Origin of the sequence: Actinomyces sp. SKVG-SVH-4(1) (assembly GCF_048514265.1) — a bacterium.
Taxonomy (GTDB): domain Bacteria; phylum Actinomycetota; class Actinomycetes; order Actinomycetales; family Actinomycetaceae; genus Actinomyces; species Actinomyces oris.
Map to the genome: position 1 here is coordinate 1 of NZ_JBGEVE010000022.1, position 19155 is coordinate 19155.

Consider the following 19155-nt stretch of genomic DNA (forward strand, 5'->3'; position numbering starts at 1 on the left):
TTCCGCGGTTTCATCAGCTGTCTGATCGAGCCGCCGGCTCCTTTGTCTCCGATGTGGACACCGAGCGCCCGCCACCTCGGTTTCTGATCGCACATTGCGCCTCCTACTCAGACCAGCAGGGCCCGAGCAGGAGGCGCGAGGACGAGAGAGCGAGCGCGGTCAGCCCCGGAAAACCGGGGCTGACCGCCTGGGATCACAGCGACATGTCGACGACGGCGCGCCCCTGAATCTCGCGGTTGCGCAGCGCGGTGTAGCCGGCACCGGCCTCCTCCAGCGGCAGGCGGCGCGAGACGACATCGCGGTAGTTGATGACGCCCTTGTCGGCCAGGTCGACAACGGCCGGCAGGTCCTGGCGGGTGCGCGCCCCGTAGGAGCCGAGAATCGACTGCGAGCGGCGCACGGTGCGGTTGATCTCCACCCCCGCGGTCTGCACGCCGGCCCCCAGGCCGATCGGCACCATACGGCCACCGTCGGCCAGAACGTCCAAGGCGGTGGTCCAGGTGGCGGGGATGCCCAGGGCCTCGAAGGAGACGTCAACCCCCTTGCCGCCGGTGAGCCGGAAGACCTCCTCGCGGGCGTCCTGGGTGACGGAGTTGACCACGGCCGTGGCCCCGTAGTCGAGCATGGGGGCCAGCTTCTCGTCATCAACGTCAATGGCGATGACCTGGCTGGCGCCGAAGGCCCGGGCGATCTGGACGATGTTGGTGCCCACGCCACCGGTGGCGACCACGGCGACAGTCTCCCCGTAGCGCAGGTCGGCGCCGCGGCGCACGGCCCCGTAGCCGGTCATGGCCGCGCAGCCCAGGATGGCGGCCGGCACCATGTCGATGCTGTCCGGCACGGGGGCCACCGCGGTGGAGGGAACCACCGCGTACTCGGCCAGGCCGCCCATGGAGTACATGGCCACCGGCTCGCCGTCGGGGGTCGCCAGGCGGGTGGTGCCGTCGTAGAGGACGCCCTTGAGGCGGTTGAGGTCGAAGAAGGGGCCGCACAGCTCGTCGCGCCCCGAGGCGCAGGCGTCGCACTGGCCGCAGGGCATGAGGAAGCCGCCGGCCACCTTCTGCCCGACCGTCAAGCCGGTGTGCTCGTTGCCGGGACCGAGCTCCACGATGGTGCCGGAGACCTCGTGGCCGAGCACCGCCGGCAGCGGGAAGGCGATGGCGCCGCCGATGACGTGGAGGTCGGAGTGGCACAATCCGCAGGCGGCCACCTTAATGAGGACCTCGCCGGCCTTGGGCCGGGGCGTGCGCAGGGTCTCGATCTGCAGGCCAACCTCGTGGTCCCGCAGGACCGCGGCCTTCATGGTTTCAGGAATGACCTCGGGGATGGACACGGTTGTCTGTGAGGCCTGGACTGCCTCGTTGCTCGTCATGCTCAGGTGCCTCTCTGTCAGGTGTCGACGACGTCGGGCCGCCGAGTGGCTCCTTGCGGCCACGCCCCCACCATACGATATTTGTCCTGACAAATCATAGGTCCGAAGTCGGATGCTCGGGGCGCTGTCCTCAGAGATGCCCCGCGCGCCAATCCCCTAGACCTTGAGCTCGCGCGGCAGGCGCAAGAGCACGACGGCGACACTGAGCACCGACAGCGTGAAGGCCGCCCAGAACAGGGCGTGGGTTCCGAGGTAGCCCACGATGAGCAGTGAGGTCAGGAGGACCCCGGCGCGCGCGAAGACTCCCCCGGTCGCCGAGGCGCGCCGCTGCGCCTCAACCAGCCAGGGCGGGATCCGCGGGTCGATCGCCCCCTGGCAGGCGGGCAGGACCAGGACGGACTGGCTGGCGACGAGGATCGTCAGAGAGATGGTGATCGTCCAAGCGCCTCCCACGCCCCCGAGGGTCATACCGGTCACCAGGAAGGTGGCCCCCAGGACGGCGACGACCGTTCCCAGCACCACCCGCAGGAAGCGCAGCTGCTCGACCCGGGTCACCAGCGCCAGGGCGAGGAGCGCCAGCCCCGTCCAGGTCGCGGCGCTCACGGCGATCGCGGCGGATGCGAGGCCGAGCTCGGTGGCGATCAGCGGGGCGAGGACCAGGGCCGCCGCCCCCAGGGGCGCCTCCTGGGCGATGATGAGGACGGCGCCGGTGAGCACGGCGGCACGCACCTCGGGCACTCGCAGCTCAGCGGGAGACATGGCCTGCTGCTCGGCCATCATCTCCGCGTCCAGCCGGGTCCAGTCGATGGCCACGGAGGCCTCCAGGGTCCCGTGGAGGCGGCGCAGCGCCTCGAAGGCCTCGACGTCGCGCCCCTGCCGCACCAGCCAGACCGGGCTCTCGGGCAGGAGCAGGGCGCAGGCCAGGTACGCCAGCGCAGCGAGGGCGACCATCGCCCAGGCGATGAGGAGCCGCGGGGGACTCCACCAGGCCGCCAGGACCACGACACCGACCGCGGCCGGGCCAAGAGCCATGGCCTGCGGCATGAGCCGCTTATGCCCGCGCAGAGAGAGCTCGTGGCACACCAATGGCGCCACAACGAGCACCCCACCCACGGCAAGCCCCACCAGGCCCGCCCCGATCAGGCCGACGACGCCGCCGAGCCCGGCTGCGACCCCGGCGCCCAGCACTGCCAGAGCCCCCATGAGCAGGCCCATCCTCCGTCGCCCCAGGTACCGGGCGAGGGGACGGCCGGTGAAGGTTCCCAGCACCATCGCCGCAGCGACGGCACCGAGTAGGGGCAGAGCGGCGCCGCGCGCGCCGGCGACCTCGATAGCCAGCGCCCCTTCCAGGGCACCGAGGAACAGACCTGCCGCCCATGCGTACAGGCGGAGGCGGAGCGGAGCGGGTGGCGCGCTGCGCGGCGGATGCGGGTTCATGGACCAGTCACCGTGTACGTCATAGGCGGCAGATATGTGTTGGGCTCAACTGGGAAGGGACGTTATCTGAACAAGGAGAGGTCGGGAGGGGAACTGCGGCAGTTTCTCAGAGCCTGACGGTTGCTTCAATCCGACCGTCTCGGCTCAGCTCTACTGGTCACTGCCGCGGTCCCTCACCCCTTGGCCTCAGCTGTACTCCTTCTCGAAGCGCGCCTCGAGCTCCTCCAAGGAGTGGTACTTCGTCTCAGGCACGAACTTCATGTAGAAGATGAGTGACAGGACGTTCAACAGGCAGAAGATGAGGTAGGTCCCCGCCCCTCCGAGCTTCTCCATCATGACGGGGAAGACCGCGGCGACGATCGCGTTGCCGATCCACAGGGTGCCCACGGCCAGCCCCATGGCCGTACCGCGAACCTTGGCGGGGTAGATCTCAGCGATGAGGACCCAGGTGACTGTCCCGGACTGCTTGGCGAACACGAACAGCGAAACGATGAGCAGCACCAGGTAGGGGGCGAAGGTGGGAGCTCCCGTGATGTTGCCGTCGGCGTCCTGGTAGGGCTGGATGAGGAAGTAGAAGACCGCTGCCAGGAGGCCGAGGGAGACCACGATGCTGGCCTCCTGGTAGATGCCCACATGGCGGCGGGCGAACTTGGTGACCAGCCACAGGCCGATGGCGGAGCCCACGAAGGAGACGAATCCGGAGACGACATTGAGGGAGATCGCGTCGCTCATGGGCAGGCCGGCCGCGGAGAGCACCTTGGGCGTGTAGTACATGGCTGTGTTGATGCCGGTGACCTGGTCGGCCAGACCCAGGATGATGCCGATGAAGAGCAGGTGGCGGGTCCATTTGACGCCCATGATCTGCGCCAGGCCCCACTTCTCCTGGTTGGCCTCCTTGCGCTGGATCTCCAGCATCTCGTCGACCTCTTCGGCGATGGAGCCGTCCTTGGACTCGTCACGCACCCGCTTGAGGGAGCCGATGGCCTCGGCGATGCGCAGGTTGGCGACGTACCAGCGCGAGGACTCCGGCATGAGGCGGATGCCGAACCACAGGGCCACGGCGGGCAGGGTGGCCAGGACGAGCATGTAGCGCCAGGTCATGCCGTTGCCGGACTCGATCACAACGTTGCTGAAGTGCTGCACGGTCTCCCAGGGGACCTTGTCGCCGGCCTTGGCGACGACCTCACCGGACTTGTTGACGACGTCGTTGGCCAGGGTGACCTCCGGGCCGCCGTGCATGCGGGCCAGGACGGCGTTCATGGAGAAGGCGAGGAACTGGCCGAAGACGATCATCATCTGATCCACGGCCACCAGGGTGCCGCGGATGCGCTTGGGAGCCGTCTCACCGAGGAAGACGGGAACGATCGCCGAGGCTCCACCGACGGCGAAGCCCAGCACGATCCGGAAGAAGTAGAGGACCCAGATGTTGGGCGAGATCGTGCAGCCCAGCGCTCCGACGAAGAAGACGACGGCCAGGAGCATGATGTTGTGGCGGCGCCCGTACTTGTCGGAGAGCTTGCCTCCCACCGAGGCGCCGAGCGCGGCGCCGATGCAGAGCAGGCCGCCGATCCAGCCCTCCTCCCAGGAGGTGATCTGCAGACCGTCAGCGCCGTGCGGCAGGTACATGTAGGGCAGGGCGCCGGAGATGACGCCGGTGTCGTATCCGAAGAGCAGCGAGCCGAGGGTGGCGACCAGGGCGATGAGTCCCAGCGAGCGCTTCGGCCCTGAGGCGGGGGTCTGGTCGACCAGCTCCCGGATCTTCTCCGGCGTGTAGTGCGCCGCAGAACTGGGTGTTGTGGACATGAAAGAACTCCTTGGGTCGTCCGCCATCGTTGGCGGAGGCGAAAGAGAGCGCTGCGGGGTGGACCGGATGGCCCGGTCCGCCGGTCACCGCCCCGCAGCGCAGGGGCGGCGCCGACATCCATGTCGACACACCCATAATGTCATGACAATAACCTCTGGGGAAGTGGTGACGTCAGGCATTTTCAGATCCTTGGACGACAGCCCGGAAATATGCTGTTCTGCCAACGAAAAGTCAGCGTCCCGGGAGTGAGGCGCAGGCCCACCAGGACGAGTATGGCGGGCGGCTTCAGTCGCCACTCCCCCGATGACACCGCCTGCAGGCCTGCCAGCGCGCAGCAGCCTCAAGACCCCGGCAGGCGTCCACGCTCCGCCGGCGCCCGGTGGCTGCCTCTGGAAGTAGGGGGTCGCCCTCCGTCCCGACAAAGGCGCGGACGCACCATAGGGCTCGCGGACTCATCCTGCAGGATCCGTCCTAGAGTTCTATGGTGCGTCCGCGGTGATGGGTGGCGGAGCAGCCGGACTCACTCCTCGCGCTGGAAGGACATGGTCGCGGCGTAGGTCTTCTCCGAGGGCCAGCGGGTGGTCACAGCCTTGGCGCGGGTATAGAACCGCACACCCTCGGGACCGTGGATGTGGGTGTCACCCAGGAGCGACTCCTTCCAGCCACCGAAGGAGTAGTAGGCCACCGGCGTCGGGATCGGCACGTTGATGCCCACCATGCCGGCCTCGACGTCGAGCTCGAAGCGACGGGCCACGCCACCGTCATTGGTGAAGATGGCCGCACCGTTGCCGAAGGGCGAGGAGTTGACCTGCTTGATGGCCTCCTCGTAGGTGTCGGCGTGGACGATCGCGAGCACCGGCCCGAAGACCTCCTCGGTGTAGAGCGAGGACTCCAGGGGGACGTTGTCGACGATGGTCGGGCCGAGGAAGTGGCCCTTCTCGTGTCCGGGGATGACCAGGGGGCGGCCGTCGAGGACGACCTCGGCGCCCTTGGCCTCGGCGTCGTCGATGAGTCCGGTGATGAACTCCTTGGACTTGGCGTCGATGACCGGCCCCATCTCGACGCCCTCGTCCATGCCGTAGCCGACCTTGATCTTCTCGGCGTGGGCCTTGACGCGGCGGGCCAGATCCGGGCCGCAGCCGCCCACGGCCACGACGACGGGAAGGGCCATGCAGCGCTCGCCGGCGGCGCCGAAGGCGGCGGCGGAGATGTGCTGGGCGGCGAAGTCCAGGTCGGAGTCGGGCATGACGATGGCGTGGTTGTTCGCCCCGCCCAGGGCCTGGACACGCTTACCGTGGGTGACGCCGGTGTTCTGGACGATGTGGGCCACCGGGGTGGAGCCCACGAAGGAGATCGCGTCAATGCCGGAGTGCTCAAGGACCTTGGAGACCATGGTGCGGTTGCCGGAGACGACGTTGAAGACGCCGTCGGGCAGGCCGGCCTCCTTGTAGAGCTCGGCCGTCAGCAGGGCCGCAGACGGCGTGGCCGAGGCCGGCTTGAGGACGAAGGCGTTACCGGTGGCGATGGCGATGGGGTGCATCCACATGGGCACCATGGCCGGGAAGTTGAAGGGGCAGATGCCGGCGACGACGCCGACCGGCTGGCGCAGGGTGTGGATGTCCACGCCGGTGGAGATGTCGAAGGAGTGCTCGCCCTTGAGGGCCAGGTTGATGGCGGTGGCGAAGTCGAGGGTCTCGCGCCCGCGCTGGATCTCGCCGACGGCGTCGGAGTAGTTCTTACCGTGCTCGGCCACGATCATCTTGGCCATCTCGTCCTGGTGGTCCAGGACCAGCTGGCGCATGCGGAACATGATGGCGGTGCGCTTGGCCAGCGAGACCTTCGCCCACTCCTTCTGGGCACGGCGGGCCACCTCGACGGCGTGGTCGAGGTCGGCGTCGGAGGCCTGGAGCAGCTCGGCCTCGACCTCACCGGTCCCCGGGTTCTCGACGGCGAAGCGCCCGATCGGGTTTCCCTCGTAGTACTTTCCGTCAACCCAGTGCGCAATGGTTCTCATCGTTATCGACTCCTGATTGTCGGTTTCGCGGACCCGCCCCGCCTATGGGGTGGGTAGGGCCGGACTCGGACCAAGGTCTCACTGGCGGACCGGCCGGGCGCCCAGCGCCTTGCATGTGCCCCCAGCCTAACGTCCCAGACGGCGATTGGTGCCGTTTTGTCAGAACATAATCGGGGCGTTGACCACATCGTGATCTTGGCGCCCCCTTCGCGACGCCGCCGGCACAGCGACCGTCGACGTCCTCACCGGACGGGGGTACGCACACGGCGGGGGTCCACGGCACCATCGGCCGTGGACCCCCGCCGTCGCGGTCGGCGCAGGAGCGCGCCGTCATCCGCGTCCTACCTGCGATCCCTTCAGGTAGAGGCCTTACAGGTAGTGACGCTGAGGCTTGCGGTCACGCAGGTACTCCTCGTAGGCGCGCTGCGTGGACTCCAGCTCGGAGACCCCCGAGACCGGCACGTCCCACCAGCTCGAGCCGGGCGGGTTGGGGCCGTAGAGGTCGGTCTCGATGTGGATCATCGTGGGACGGTCGGAGGCCTCGGCCTTGCGGTAGGCCTCCTTGAACTCCGCGATGGTGTGGACCTCGAGGACGTCCAGGCCCCAGGAGCGGGCGTTGGCGGCGATGTCGACGCCGTCGATGACCTGCTCGTCGGCCAGGTGGCTGCCCTCGCCGCGCCGGCGGTACTTGGTGCCGAAGCGCTGGGAGCCGCGGGACTCCGAGAGGGCACCGATGGAGCAGAAGCCGTAGTTCTGCAGCAGGACGTAGATGACCTTGATGTTCTCCTGGACCACGGTGGCCAGCTCCATGGGGAGCATCTGGTAGGTGCCGTCACCCACGATGGAGACCACCTCGGCCTCGGGGCGGGCGAGCTTGACGCCCATGGCGGCGGGCACCTCGTAGCCCATGCAGGAGAAGGCGTACTCCACGTGGTACTGCAGCGGGCTGCGGGCCTGCCACAGGGCCTGGAGGTCACCGGGCATGGAGCCGGCGGCATTGATGACCACGTCCTCCTCCCCCATGAGCTCGTTGAGGGCGCCGAAGACCTCGGTCTGGGCGGGCAGGGGCCCGTGGTCCAGGTGGTAGCAGCGCTCGGTGGCCTTGAGCCAGGCCTCCTTCTCCGCGGTGATCTCCTCGGAGTAGGCCGCCTCGACGCGGTAGTCCGCGAGCGCCTCGGCCAGGGCCGCCAGGGCCTCGCGGGCGTCGGCCACCACCATCTCGGCGCTCTCCTTGGCGGCGTCGAAGGGGGTGACGTTGATGTTCACGAACTTCACGTCGGGGTTCTTGAACTGGGTCTTGGAGGCCGTGGTGAAGTCGGAGTAGCGGGTGCCCACGCCGATGATGAGGTCGGCCTTGTCGGCGATGTGGTTGCCGGAGTCGCAGCCGGTGGAGCCCACGCCGCCCACAGCGCTGGGGTGGTCGAAGTTGATGGCGCCCTTACCGGCCTGGGTGTCGCCCACCGGGATGCCGGTGGCGGTGGCCAGGGCGCGCAGCTCCTCGCTGGCGCCGGCGTAGATGGTGCCGCCGCCGGCGATGACGAGGGGGCGCTTGGCGGCCTTGATGAGGGCGACGGCGCGCTCCAGGGCGGCGGGCTCGGGCACCGGGCGGCGCACGTGCCACACGCGCTTGCGGAACAGCTCCACGGGCCAGTCGAAGACCTCGGCCTGGACGTCCTGGGGCATGGCGATGGTGACCGCGCCGGTCTCGGCGGGGTCGGTGAGCACGCGCATGGCGCTCAGCAGTGAGGGGATGAGCTGCTCGGGCCGGTTGATGCGGTCGAAGAAGCGCGAGACGGGGCGGAAGGCGTCATTGACGCTGACGTCCAGGCTGGTGGGGTCCTCCAGCTGCTGGAGCACGGGGTCTGGGACGCGGGTGGCGAACTGGTCGGAGGGGAAGAGCAGCACCGGCAGGCGGTTGGTGGTGGCCAGGGCGGCCCCGGTGACCATGTTGAGGGAGCCCGGGCCGATGGAGGCCGTGCACATGTAGGTCTGGAGGCGGTTGGTGGTCTTGGCGAAGGCGGCGGCCGCGTGCACCTGCCCCTGCTCGTTGCGGGGCATGATGTAGGGCATCTCCTGCTCGCCGTCGGCACGGGCGATCTCGTTCTGCAGGAGGGCCTGGCCGATGCCGGCCACGTTGCCGTGGCCGAAGATGCCAAAGGCCCCGGCGATGAGGCGCTGCTCGACGCCGTCGCGCTCGGAGTACTGGTTGGACAGGAAACGGATGGTGGCCTGGGCGACCGTCAGGCGGATCGTCCCGGCGTAGGCTTCGTTGCTCATCGTGGTTCTTCTCTGCTCTTCTTCAGGTGGTGGGGGCGGTCGAAAGGCGGATCGGCTAGTCGTTCATGGGGGTCATGGGCAGGCGCGGGTCGACCTCCTGGCCCTCCCAGGTCTGGCGCACCCAGGTGTGGTGGGGGTCGTCGGTCATGAGCCACACGGAGTCCTCGGCGGGGCCGGCCATGACGTTGAGGTAGTAGAGGTCGTAGCCGGGGGCGGCCACGGAGGGGCCGTGGTAGCCGTAGGGCATGACGACGACGTCGCCGCCGCGCACCTCGGTGCACACGTCAATGTCGTGGCCGGGCGAGGGGTAGATGCGCTGGAGCGCGAAGCCCTCGGCGTCGCCCTCACCGGCGCGGACCTGGTAGTAGTAGATCTCCTCCAGGACCCGCTCGACCTCGGTGTGCTCGTCGTGCTTGTGGGGCGGGTAGGAGGACCAGTTGCCTCCGGGGGTCAGGACCTCGCAGGCCAGCAGGTGGGAGGTCTCGACGTCGTTGCCCAGGGCGTAGTTGTTGACCTGGCGCGAGGAGGGGCCGGCCCCCCGCAGGCCGGTGCCGACCTCGGAGCGTGGGCAGTAGCGCAGCGGCTTGTCGGTGGTGGCCTTGGAGCCGGGAAGGGCGATGCGGGCGCCGTCGGTACTGGTGAGGGTCACCTCGGTGCGGCGGGGGACGTAGACGTAGTCGGTGATGTCGGTGAAGACCGACTCGCGCCCGGCCACCTCGAAGCGCTCACCGCCGGCCTGGACGTCACAGCCGCCCGACAGGGGCAGGACGAGGTACTCGTGCTCACCGGCAGGCACGGTCAAGGGCTTCCCGGGGGCGAGCGCCACCACGCGCAGGGAGGACCACTCCCAGCCGGCCCGCTCCGGGGTGAGGTCCAGCTCGTAGCTGTCGTGGGCGAGCTCGCCGGCGCGGATGACGTAGCGGGACTGGTCCGATGTCTCGGACGGGGCGGTGCGGTCGGTGTGGCCCATAGTGGTGCTCCTTCAGCTCCTGGGGGTACTCGTGGGGATTGTCTCGTATGGGGTGGCCCGGCCGGGGCCGATTGACGGGGGTTGCGGCGGCTGCGGGGGTGAGGGGCCGGGGCGGTGGGTCCGTTGGCGGGACGTGTCAGGTGCTCACAGCAGGGCGACGGCGGCGTCGACGGCGGCCTCGACGTCGTCATTGCCCGGGTAGAGCAGGGAACGGCCCACGACCAGTCCTCTGACGTTGGGAAGCTCCAGGGCTGCCGCCCAGGAGGCGCGGGTGGCCTCGGGGTCGGTGGAGACCTCGCCGCCCAGGATGAGACTGGGCAGGGAGGTGGAGGCCATGACGCGCCGCATCGAGGCGGGATCGCTGACGCAGGGCAGCTTGAGCCAGGTGTGCGCCGAACTTCGCCCTAGCGCCTGGGCGATGCAGATCGAGCGGATGACGGCCTCCTCGCTGAGGTCGTTGACGATCCGGCCGCCCTCCCACTGAGAGATGAAGGGCTCGATCATGGCGTTCAGGCCGCGCTCGGACAGGGAGTCGATGGCCTTGGCGCTGGCCTCGAGGGTGGTGGCGCTGGCGGGGTCGGCGTAGTTGATGCGGGTGAGCATCTTGCCCCCGTCGAGGTGGGAGACCTCGATGCCGTCAGCGTCGTAGGCGCCGAAGCGGTCGTCCATCTCGAAGGAGGCCCCCTGGAGGCCGATCCGGTTCATCGAGCCCCACACGAGCTTGCCGTCCAGGGCGCCCAGGAGGGTCAGGTCCTCGATGATCTCGGCGGTTCCCAGGAACCCGTTGACGCCGGGGCGGGACAGGGCCGTCATGCAGCGCCGCAGGAGGTCCTCGCGGTCGGCCATCGCCAGGGGCCTCTCGCCGGCCCCCAGGGCCCCGCGGGCCGGGTGGTCGCAGGCAATGACCATGAGGCGCCCGGCCCCGGACAGGTCGGCGCGGGGGCGCTGGACCAGGGCCCGGCCGATGCGGCCGGGGTCGGTGGCCCGGATCTCGGTAACGGCGTCGGTCAGCGGCCGCGGCCCCGAGGCGGAGGCGGCAGGGGTGGGTGATGCGTTCATCGGGCGCTCCTCACAGGTCCGTCAGCCCCGGGGCGACCTCGTCGCGGCGGGCGCGCATGAGCTCGAGCAGCTCGGGCTCGGTGGGCATGGCGGTGGAGCACTCCAGTCGCGAGGAGACGATCGCTCCTGCGGTGGAGGCAGCGAAGATGGTCTTCTCCAAGGACCAGCCCGACAGCAGACCGTGGCAGATGGCCCCTCCGAAGGCGTCCCCGGCTCCCAGGCCGTTCTTCGTCTCCACCGAGGTCACAGGCATCTCCACCCGCTCGGTGCGGGTCTTGGCCAACGTCCCCTCCAGGCCCTGCTTGACGATCGCCAGCTCAACGCCGGCCTCCAGGAGGGCGTCGGCCGCCCGCTCGGGGTCGCGCTCGCCGACGGCGACCTCGCACTCCTCCCGGTTGCCGATGGCGACGGTAACTTTGGGAAGGATCCTGGAGACCTCCCGGTGGGCCGTCTCCTTGTCCTTCCAGAACATGGGGCGGTAGTCGAGGTCGGCGATCGTGAAGCGCCGCCGGTCTCGGGTGCCCAGGGCCGCGTGGTGGGCCGAGCGCGAGGGCTCCTTGCTCAGGCCGGTCACCGAGATCCAGAAGATCGAGGCGTCGCGAATGACCTCCAGCGGCAGGTCCTCCCAGGTCAGCTCCAGGTCGGGAGCCGAGGGCTCGCGGTAGAAGTAGAGGGGGAAGTCATCCGGCGGGAAGATCTCGCAGAAGGTGACCGGGGTGTTGTAGGCGGCCTTGGTGACGACGTGGCAGTCGTCGACTCCCAGGCGGCGCATCTCGGTGCGCACGAAGCGCCCGAAGGGGTCGTTTCCCACGCCGGTGACGACGGCGGAGCGGTGGCCGTAGCGGGCGGCGGCCACCGCCACGTTGGTGGGGCTCCCGCCCAGGAACTTGCCGAAGCTCTCCACGTCCTCCAGCCCGACGCCGACCTGAAGGGGGTAGATGTCGATGCCGCAGCGCCCGATGGTGAGCACGTCGAGCCGGTCGGCGTCTCCGGCGCCTGCGGGCGAGCTCTCGGGCGCGACCGCCTCGGTCACCTGGGTCGTTGCCGTCGTTGCTGTCGTCACGGTGATCGCGTCTCCACATCCTTGGGGGCTGCAGGCCTGCGGAACGGAGGTCTGCATCGGGCGTCACTGCGAAGCCTGCCCCACTGGACCGCTCCAGGTCAAGCATTTGTCAGAACATTTAGGACCCGCCTTCCCGCACAGCAGCCACAGGATGGCGACAGTGCGTGACATCAGCACACAGCATCCGTATGCTCGAGGCATTATCACGTCTGACACAGGCTCATCTCATGCCCGATTCAACATCCCCTTTCGCCCTCGACATCACGATCGACCGCGAGTCCAAGACGCCGCTGCACACGCAAATTTCCGAGCCGCTGGCCACACTCATCCTTGACGGCACACTGCCCGCCGGTAGCCGCCTGGAGGACGAGCTCTCGATGGCCAAGCGACTGAAGGTCTCCCGCCCCACGGCGCGCCAGGCCCTTCAGCACCTGGTGGACCGCGGCCTGGTCAAGCGCCGTCGGGGCGTGGGCACGATCGTCTCCCCCATGCACGTCCACCGCCCGATGCAGCTGACGAGCCTGCTGTCAGACCTGTCCGCGGCCGGCCACACGACCTCCACGAGCGTGCTGGACTACGTCGAGCACGAGGCCGACGCCGAGGCCGCCGAGCACCTCGAGGTCGAGGAGGGCACCGCCGTCGTGACCTGCACCCGCATCCGCTGCGCCGACGGCGAGCCGATCGCGGTGCTGTCCAACCTCATGCCGGCAGCCATCGCCCCCACCCGTGAGGAGCTGGAGGCCGGAGGCCTCTACGACCTGCTGCGCGCCCAGGACGTCATCCCCACCACGGCCAAGCAGATCATCGGGGCCCGCAATGCCACCGCCCGCGAGGCCGACCTCCTCCACGAGCGACGCCGCGCCGCCCTCATGACCGCCACCCGCATCACCTACGACCAGTCGGGCCGCGTCATCGAGTACGGGCAGCACATCTATCGGGCCTCGCGCTACACCTTCGAGACCTCGCTGTTCTCCAGCTAGCCCTCACCCCAACACAGGAGTCACCACCACTCCCAGGAATCTTTGTCCTGACATTTTATTGACAGATGCCGTCGAGCACACTTCAATAGGGGATACCGGACCGCGGCTGCAAGGACGCCTGCGCGGATGAACCCGAAAGAGAGCACAGAACCGATGAGCATCGACTACACCCCCGGACCCCTTCTCGACGCCGCCCGCAACACGCCCACCGCCCTGTGGAACGACTCAGCCGACCCCGACGAGCTGCGCCAGTCCATCTCCTTCGGCGGCGTCGGCGCCACCTGCAACCCCACCATCGCCTACACCTGCATCAACCAGCGCAAGGACGTGTGGCTCCCCCGCATCGCCGAGCTGGCCGAGGAGATGCCCGAGGCCACCGAGTCCGAGATCGGCTGGCAGGTCGTGCGCGAGATGAGCATCGAGGCCGCCACGCTGCTCGAGCCCATCTTCGAGGAGCACAAGGGCCGCAACGGTCGCCTGTCGATGCAGACCGACCCGCGCCTGGCCCGCAGCGCCAAGGCCCTGGCCGACCAGGCCGAGGAGTTCTCCAACCTGGCCAAGAACATCATCGTCAAGATCCCCGCCACCTCCGTGGGCGTCAAGGCCATCGAGGACGCGACCTACCGGGGTGTGTCGGTCAACGTCACCGTCTCCTTCTCCGTGCCCCAGGCCGTGGCCACCGGTGAGGCCATCGAGCGCGGCCTCAAGCGCCGCGAGGCCGAGGGCAAGGACGTCTCCACCATGGGTCCGGTCGTCACCCTCATGGGCGGTCGCCTGGACGACTGGCTCAAGATCGTGGCCAAGCGGGACAAGCTCTTCATCGACCCCGGTCACCTGGAGTGGGGCGGCGTGGCCGCCCTCAAGCGCGCCTACCAGGAGTTCCAGGCCCGTGGCCTGCGCGCCCGCGTGCTGTCGGCCGCCTTCCGCAACGTGCTGCAGTGGTCCGAGCTGGTCGGCGGCGACCTGGTCGTCTCCCCGCCCTTCGCCTGGCAGAAGCTCATCAACGACTCCGGCTACAAGGTCGTCGAGCGCATCAACGAGCCCGTGGCCCCCGAGATCATGGAGACGCTCCTGTCGATCCCCGAGTTCGTGCGCGCCTACGAGCCCGACGGCATGACGCCCGAGGAGTTCGACACCTTCGGCGCGACCCGCCGCACCCTGCGCGGATTCCTCCAGGCCGACGCCGACCTGGACGCCCTGGTGCGCGACGTCATCATGCCCCAGCCCTGATCGACTCCAGTCGGGATCGTCCGGGTCCCGGTGGGGGCCCGGACGACCGCAGCGGCACCCGCCGCACCGGGCGGGTCCACGGCGTGTTCGGTCATGTCCACACGTTCCGCGCCGTCGAACCGCCCGCCCCACCACTTTCCACAGTTCAGACACCAACCCACACACCCACTCACACGCAGAAGGAGCAAGGATGCTCTCCATCGCCGTCATCGGTGCCGGCCGCATCGGCCACGTCCACGCCAAGACCATCGCCGCCCACCCCCAGGCCGAGCTCGCCCTGGTCTGCGACCCCTTCGAGGACGCGGCCGAGAAGCTCGCCGCCACCTACGGGGCCCGGTCCTGCAAGGACGTCGAGGAGGTCTTCGCCGACCCCGAGATCGACGCCGTCATCGTCGGCTCCCCCACGCCGCTGCACATCCCCCACCTGCTGGCCGCCGCCAAGGCGGGCAAGGCGGTGCTGTGCGAGAAGCCGATCGCCCTGGACATGAAGGACGTCGAGGCCGCCCAGGCCGAGCTCGATGCCGTCACGGTCCCCGTCATGTTCGGCTTCAACCGCCGCTTCGACCCCAGCTTCGCCGCCGCGCGCGCCGCGGTCGAGGCCGGCAAGATCGGCGACATTGAGCAGCTGACCATCATCAGCCGCGACCCGGCCGCCCCGCCGGCGGAGTACATCAAGGTCTCCGGCGGCATCTTCCGCGACATGACCATCCACGACTTCGACACCGCCCGCTTCTTCCTGGGCGAGATCGAGGAGATCTATGCCGCCGGCCAGAACCTCGACCCGGCCCTGAAGGACACCGGCGACTTCGACGCCGCCGTCGTCACCCTCAAGGCCGCCTCGGGCGCCGTGGCCACGATCATCAACAACCGCCACTGCTCCTCCGGCTACGACCAGCGACTCGAGGCCTCGGGCCGCGAGGGTGCCCTGTTCGCCGAGAACATCCGCGCCACCACGGTGCGCCTGTCCAACGGCGAGGTCACCGACGCCCAGGAGCCCTACCTCGACTTCTTCCTGGAGCGCTACGCCGACGCCTACCGCATCGAGCTGAGCGCCTTCATCGAGGCCGTCGAGGCCGGCACCACGCCCCCCACCGGCATCGAGGACGCCATCGCCGCCCTGCGCCTGGCCGAAGCCGCCACGGAGTCGGCCCACTCCGGGCAGCCGGTGCGACTGAGCTGAGCACCGCCCCCTCTGACGCGCAGGTGGGCGTCGTCGAGCATTCCGTCTCGACGACGCCCACCCGCGTTCTCAGCGCCTCGTTGCGGGCTCAGCCAAGGCCGCGTGCGCGCTCAGTCCTCCTCGTGGAGGCGGTAGGTGAAGGAGTGGGTCTGCCCCACCTTGAGGGCGATGAGGTCCTCCCCGCTGTTGAAGGCGTTGGGCGGGCAGGTCATGGGCTCAATGGCCACGCCAGGGCGGGAGAGCTCGTCGGCGGTGTAGGCCTGCACCCAGGGGACGTCCGAGCTCATGATGACGGCGCGGTTCCCCTGCCCGCCGCGCAGGCTCACCTCCCAGGTGCCCTCGGGCAGGGCGGTGTAGGCGTTGTCCGTCTGGGTGGCCCCGACGAGCCGGCCGCCCCGCCAGTCCCAGTCGGTGCCCTCCACGCTGCGCCGGTGCGTGGGGGCCATGTGCTCGTCGACATCGAGGACCTCGGCAGCCGGGATCGTCAGGACGCAGTCGTCCAGGGGCACCGAGCGCGTCAGGTAGGGGTGGCAGGACACGCCGTAGGGAGCGGGGGCGGGCTCACCCTCGACCTCCGGCGCGCCGGGGACCGGCGGGGCGGGGCGGGCCGCACCGACGTTGGTGGCGGTCACGGTCACGCTCAGTCCGCGCTCGGCGTCGAGCTCGAAGCAGGCACTGGCCTCCAGGCTCCAGGGGTAGCCGTAGGAGGCCAGCAGGCTCAGCTCCAGGACGACGCGGCTGCGGGGGGCGCCGTCATCGGGGCCGGAGGGGTCGTCGTCGGCGACCTGCCAGTCCATCCAGCCGGCCAGGCCGTGGAGGGCAGAGCCACTGGCCGGCTCGTTGCAGCCCACGAGGAACTCGGCGCCCGCGTAGTCGTAGCGGGACCCGGCGATGCGGTTGGCCCACGGCAACAGGGTCTTGCCCTGCCAGCCGGCGGGCAGTGTGGCCTCGGCGTCGAAGGGCATGATGAGGTCGCGCCCCTGGTGGCGCAGGTGGACGAGCATGGCACCCGATGAGGCGATACGCGCCTCATAGTCGCCGGCGACCAGATCGATGAGTTCTCCGTTAATCATGGTTCCTGTCCCAGTGTGCGGGGCGTGCGCCCCTCGGTGGTGGCTTCCTCGGTGAGGTTTTACCGTAGCCGCGTGCCGCATCAGGCACAGGCCTCGTCCCGACGCTCGCACGGCAGGGCCGTCGTGTCGCGGACAACGAGCTCGGGGACCACCCGGTAGAGGCGACCCCCCAGAGGCCGGTCCTCACCGGCCACCTCCACCGGGATCCGGCCGTCCTGGCCCGGGTGCATCCGGGCCAGCAGCGCCCGTACCGCCACCTCGGCGATGAGGCGGGCGTCCTGACGCACCGTGGTCAGGGAGAAGGCCGAGGCCGCCGTGACCGGGATGCCGTCGTAACCAGTGACGGCCAGGTCCTGCGGCACCCTCACCCCTTGACGGCGCAGCTCCATGAGAGCCCCGACGGCGCAGTGGTCGTTGAAGCACAGGAGCGCCTCGGGCAGCTCGCCGGCCTCGATGAGATGGTGGACCGCCCTGGCGCCGCTGTCCTCATCGCCTCCCCCGGGCTCCACCCGTGCGCCTCGCCCCAGCCCCCGGCTCTCCATGGCCTGGCCGAATCTCCGGATACGTCGCCCCGCGGCGGTCTCCTTCCCGCCGTCCACATGGGTGATGCAGCGCCTCCCGGTGTCGACCAGGTGATCGACGAGCATCTGGATGCCGACGTCGTCACGTGAGTGGACCTCGTCAACATCCTCCAGCTCGGCGCTGGTGCCGATGAGGACCGTCGGGGTCCGGTCCACGATGCCGGCCAGGGCGTCCACGGAGAGGTCGGGATCGACCAGGATGAGGCCCTCGCAGCGCTGGAGCAGCAGCGAGCGCAACCCGTCGGCCACATCGCGGTGCGGGGTGGAGGTGGCCAGCACCGGCGCGTGCTCCAGAGCGGAGGCCGCCTGGAAGAGCCCGTCCACGATGAGTCCCTGATAGGCCTGCCCGATGGCGAAGCTGGCGCCGATGAGCCCGGTGTGGCTGCGGCGCAGGAACTGGGCGCGCGGGTCCGCCTGGTAGCCGAGCTCGGCGGCGATGCGCAGGATCTCGCCACGGGTCTTCTCGGCGACGCCGTCGGAGCCGTTGAGAGCCGCCGAGACGGTGGAGATGGAGCGGCCGGCGCGCTCGGCGACAGTCCTGATCGTGACCCGCCCACCTCGTCCTCGAGGTCCTTCCACGGCAGACGTCTCCCCTTCCACGCCGTTGTGCCTCACGGACCGGCACGATCCGCGGGATCCGGGGTCCATCCTTGGACACCGGTTGAGCACATCCTATCCGACAACACCGGTGGGCACGAGGCCCTGCTCAGAGAGGTCATCAGACCTCATACTTCCCTCTTGTCAGGACAAAGTTGCTCTGATATCTTCCTGTGACGTCATTAACGACGGGTGTCTCCTGGGACTTCCGGACGCACCTCCATACACGTAGCAGCCGACAGCGTTGTCGGAAAGGACCCTCATGACCAACAAGTCAACACTGGGCATCGGAGTCATCTCCCTGGGCTGGATGGGACGGCTTCACTCCCGCAGCTACCGCGCCATCGCCGAGCGCTTCCCCGAGCTGGGGGTGACCCCACGGCTGGTCGCCGCCGCGGACCCCGTGGACGAGGTGCGTCAGGAGGCGGTGGACAACCTGGGCTTCGAGCGCGCCTACGCCGACTACCGCGATCTGCTGGCAGATCCTGAGGTGGAGGCCGTCTCCATCTGCGCCCCCAATTTCCTCCACCACGAGATGGCCCTGGCGGCCGTCGAGGCCGGCAAGCCCTTCTGGATCGAGAAGCCCATGGGGGTCAGCGCCGAGCAGTCCCGGCAGATCGCCCAGGCCGCAGAGAAGGCGGGACTGATGACCGCCGTCGGCTTCAACTACCGCCACACCCCGGCCATCGAGTACCTGCGCTCCCTGGTGCGCGGCGGCGAGCTGGGCCGGATCACGAATGTGCGCGTGTGGTTCATCGCCGACTACAACTCCTCCCCCATGGGGCCCCTGACCTGGCGAGCCTCGAAGGAGAAGGCCGGGGCCGGCGTCGTGCCCGACCTCATGAGCCACGGGGCCGACCTGGCCCAGTACATCGTGGGTCGCATCGCCTCAGTCACCGCGGTCACCGATACCTTCATCACCGAGCGCCCCATCCCCACCAAGATGGGCATCGGCCACTCGGGCTTCGAGATCGGCGACGAGGTGGGCCCGGTGGAGAACGAGGACTACGTCTCCATGCTGGTGCGCTTCGAGAACGGCACCGTGGGCACCATGGAGTCCTCCCGCGTCAGCGTGGGACCTCGCGCCGAGTACGTCGTCGAGGTCTACGGCACGAAGGGCTCGGCCCGCTGGAACTTCGAGCACCTCAACGAGCTGGAGATCTGCCCCGTGCTCGACGGCGGGGCCTCGCACGGCTACACCCGCGCCATGGCCGGCCCCCAGTGGGGCCAGTGGCAGCGCTTCCAGCCCGCCATCGGCACCTCCATGGGCTTTGACGACATGAAGGCCATCGAGGCCGCGCAGTTCATCGAGTCGATCCTCACCGGCAAGCAGGTGGCCCCCTCGGCCGCCGACGCCTGGTGCGCCGCGGAGGTCGACGAGGCCGTTGTCGCCTCGGCGGCCGACGGCCAGTGGCACGAGGTCCCTCGTGTCGAGGGACGCACCACCTTCGACGCCTGAGCCGCCCCACACCGCACCTTTCTCTTCACTCCACCACCACCCATCACAACAACCCCTGC

General features: G+C 69.2%; 14 protein-coding genes. 4 read left to right on the forward strand and 10 right to left on the reverse strand.

Annotated features, from left to right (window positions below; translation table 11 throughout):
* Positions 1-193: 193 nt before the first annotated feature.
* The 8 genes from AB7V09_RS12540 to iolC form a co-directional block, all read right to left on the reverse strand.
* Positions 194-1372, reverse strand: a complete 1179-nt coding sequence (locus AB7V09_RS12540) for a zinc-binding dehydrogenase (RefSeq protein ID WP_075415431.1) — start codon at positions 1370-1372, stop codon at positions 194-196.
* Between the two features lie 156 nt (positions 1373-1528).
* The gene (locus AB7V09_RS12545; RefSeq protein WP_075415430.1) at positions 1529-2809 is read right to left on the reverse strand and encodes an MFS transporter; all 1281 of its coding nucleotides are present in this window, start codon (positions 2807-2809) and stop codon (positions 1529-1531) included.
* A gap of 186 nt (positions 2810-2995) precedes the next feature.
* Positions 2996-4612, reverse strand: coding sequence for an MFS transporter (locus AB7V09_RS12550; protein WP_075415429.1), 1617 nt, complete (start codon positions 4610-4612; stop codon positions 2996-2998).
* A gap of 521 nt (positions 4613-5133) precedes the next feature.
* A complete protein-coding gene (locus AB7V09_RS12555) occupies positions 5134-6627 on the reverse strand; it encodes a CoA-acylating methylmalonate-semialdehyde dehydrogenase (protein ID WP_419143960.1) in 1494 nt (497 codons plus the stop codon).
* 369 nt (positions 6628-6996) lie between these two features.
* Entirely contained in the window at positions 6997-8904 is a 1908-nt protein-coding gene (iolD, locus tag AB7V09_RS12560; RefSeq protein ID WP_075415428.1) for a 3D-(3,5/4)-trihydroxycyclohexane-1,2-dione acylhydrolase (decyclizing), read from the reverse strand.
* 55 nt (positions 8905-8959) lie between these two features.
* The gene (iolB, locus tag AB7V09_RS12565) at positions 8960-9874 is read right to left on the reverse strand and encodes a 5-deoxy-glucuronate isomerase (protein WP_419143961.1); all 915 of its coding nucleotides are present in this window, start codon (positions 9872-9874) and stop codon (positions 8960-8962) included.
* A 144-nt stretch (positions 9875-10018) separates the two neighbouring features.
* Positions 10019-10933 (reverse strand): Cgl0159 family (beta/alpha)8-fold protein, encoded by a 915-nt coding sequence (locus AB7V09_RS12570; RefSeq protein WP_419143962.1) that lies wholly within the window; start codon positions 10931-10933, stop codon positions 10019-10021.
* 10 nt (positions 10934-10943) lie between these two features.
* Positions 10944-11996, reverse strand: coding sequence for a 5-dehydro-2-deoxygluconokinase (gene iolC, locus AB7V09_RS12575; RefSeq protein ID WP_419143963.1), 1053 nt, complete (start codon positions 11994-11996; stop codon positions 10944-10946).
* A gap of 227 nt (positions 11997-12223) precedes the next feature.
* On the opposite strand from iolC, the gene AB7V09_RS12580 reads away from it, so the two are divergent.
* The 3 genes from AB7V09_RS12580 to iolG all read left to right on the forward strand — a co-directional run bounded on the left by AB7V09_RS12580 (position 12224) and on the right by iolG (position 15386).
* Positions 12224-12976: a GntR family transcriptional regulator gene (locus AB7V09_RS12580; RefSeq protein WP_043537579.1), complete on the forward strand. Its 753-nt coding sequence runs from the start codon at positions 12224-12226 to the stop codon at positions 12974-12976.
* A gap of 153 nt (positions 12977-13129) precedes the next feature.
* Complete coding sequence (locus tag AB7V09_RS12585) at positions 13130-14206, forward strand: transaldolase family protein (RefSeq protein WP_070512168.1); 1077 nt, start codon at positions 13130-13132, stop codon at positions 14204-14206.
* A gap of 190 nt (positions 14207-14396) precedes the next feature.
* On the forward strand, positions 14397-15386 hold the full coding sequence (gene iolG, locus AB7V09_RS12590) for an inositol 2-dehydrogenase (RefSeq protein WP_419143964.1): 990 nt from the start codon (positions 14397-14399) through the stop codon (positions 15384-15386).
* Between the two features lie 110 nt (positions 15387-15496).
* Here the strand turns inward: iolG and AB7V09_RS12595 are convergent, their stop codons facing one another.
* Both AB7V09_RS12595 and AB7V09_RS12600 read right to left on the reverse strand, forming a co-directional pair.
* Complete coding sequence (locus tag AB7V09_RS12595) at positions 15497-16459, reverse strand: aldose-1-epimerase (protein ID WP_419143965.1); 963 nt, start codon at positions 16457-16459, stop codon at positions 15497-15499.
* A gap of 80 nt (positions 16460-16539) precedes the next feature.
* Positions 16540-17619, reverse strand: coding sequence for a LacI family DNA-binding transcriptional regulator (locus tag AB7V09_RS12600; protein ID WP_419143966.1), 1080 nt, complete (start codon positions 17617-17619; stop codon positions 16540-16542).
* Positions 17620-17899: 280 nt separating this feature from the next.
* Between AB7V09_RS12600 and AB7V09_RS12605 the strand changes: the two genes are divergently transcribed.
* The gene (locus tag AB7V09_RS12605) at positions 17900-19096 is read left to right on the forward strand and encodes a Gfo/Idh/MocA family protein (RefSeq protein WP_279012227.1); all 1197 of its coding nucleotides are present in this window, start codon (positions 17900-17902) and stop codon (positions 19094-19096) included.
* Positions 19097-19155: the final 59 nt, after the last annotated feature.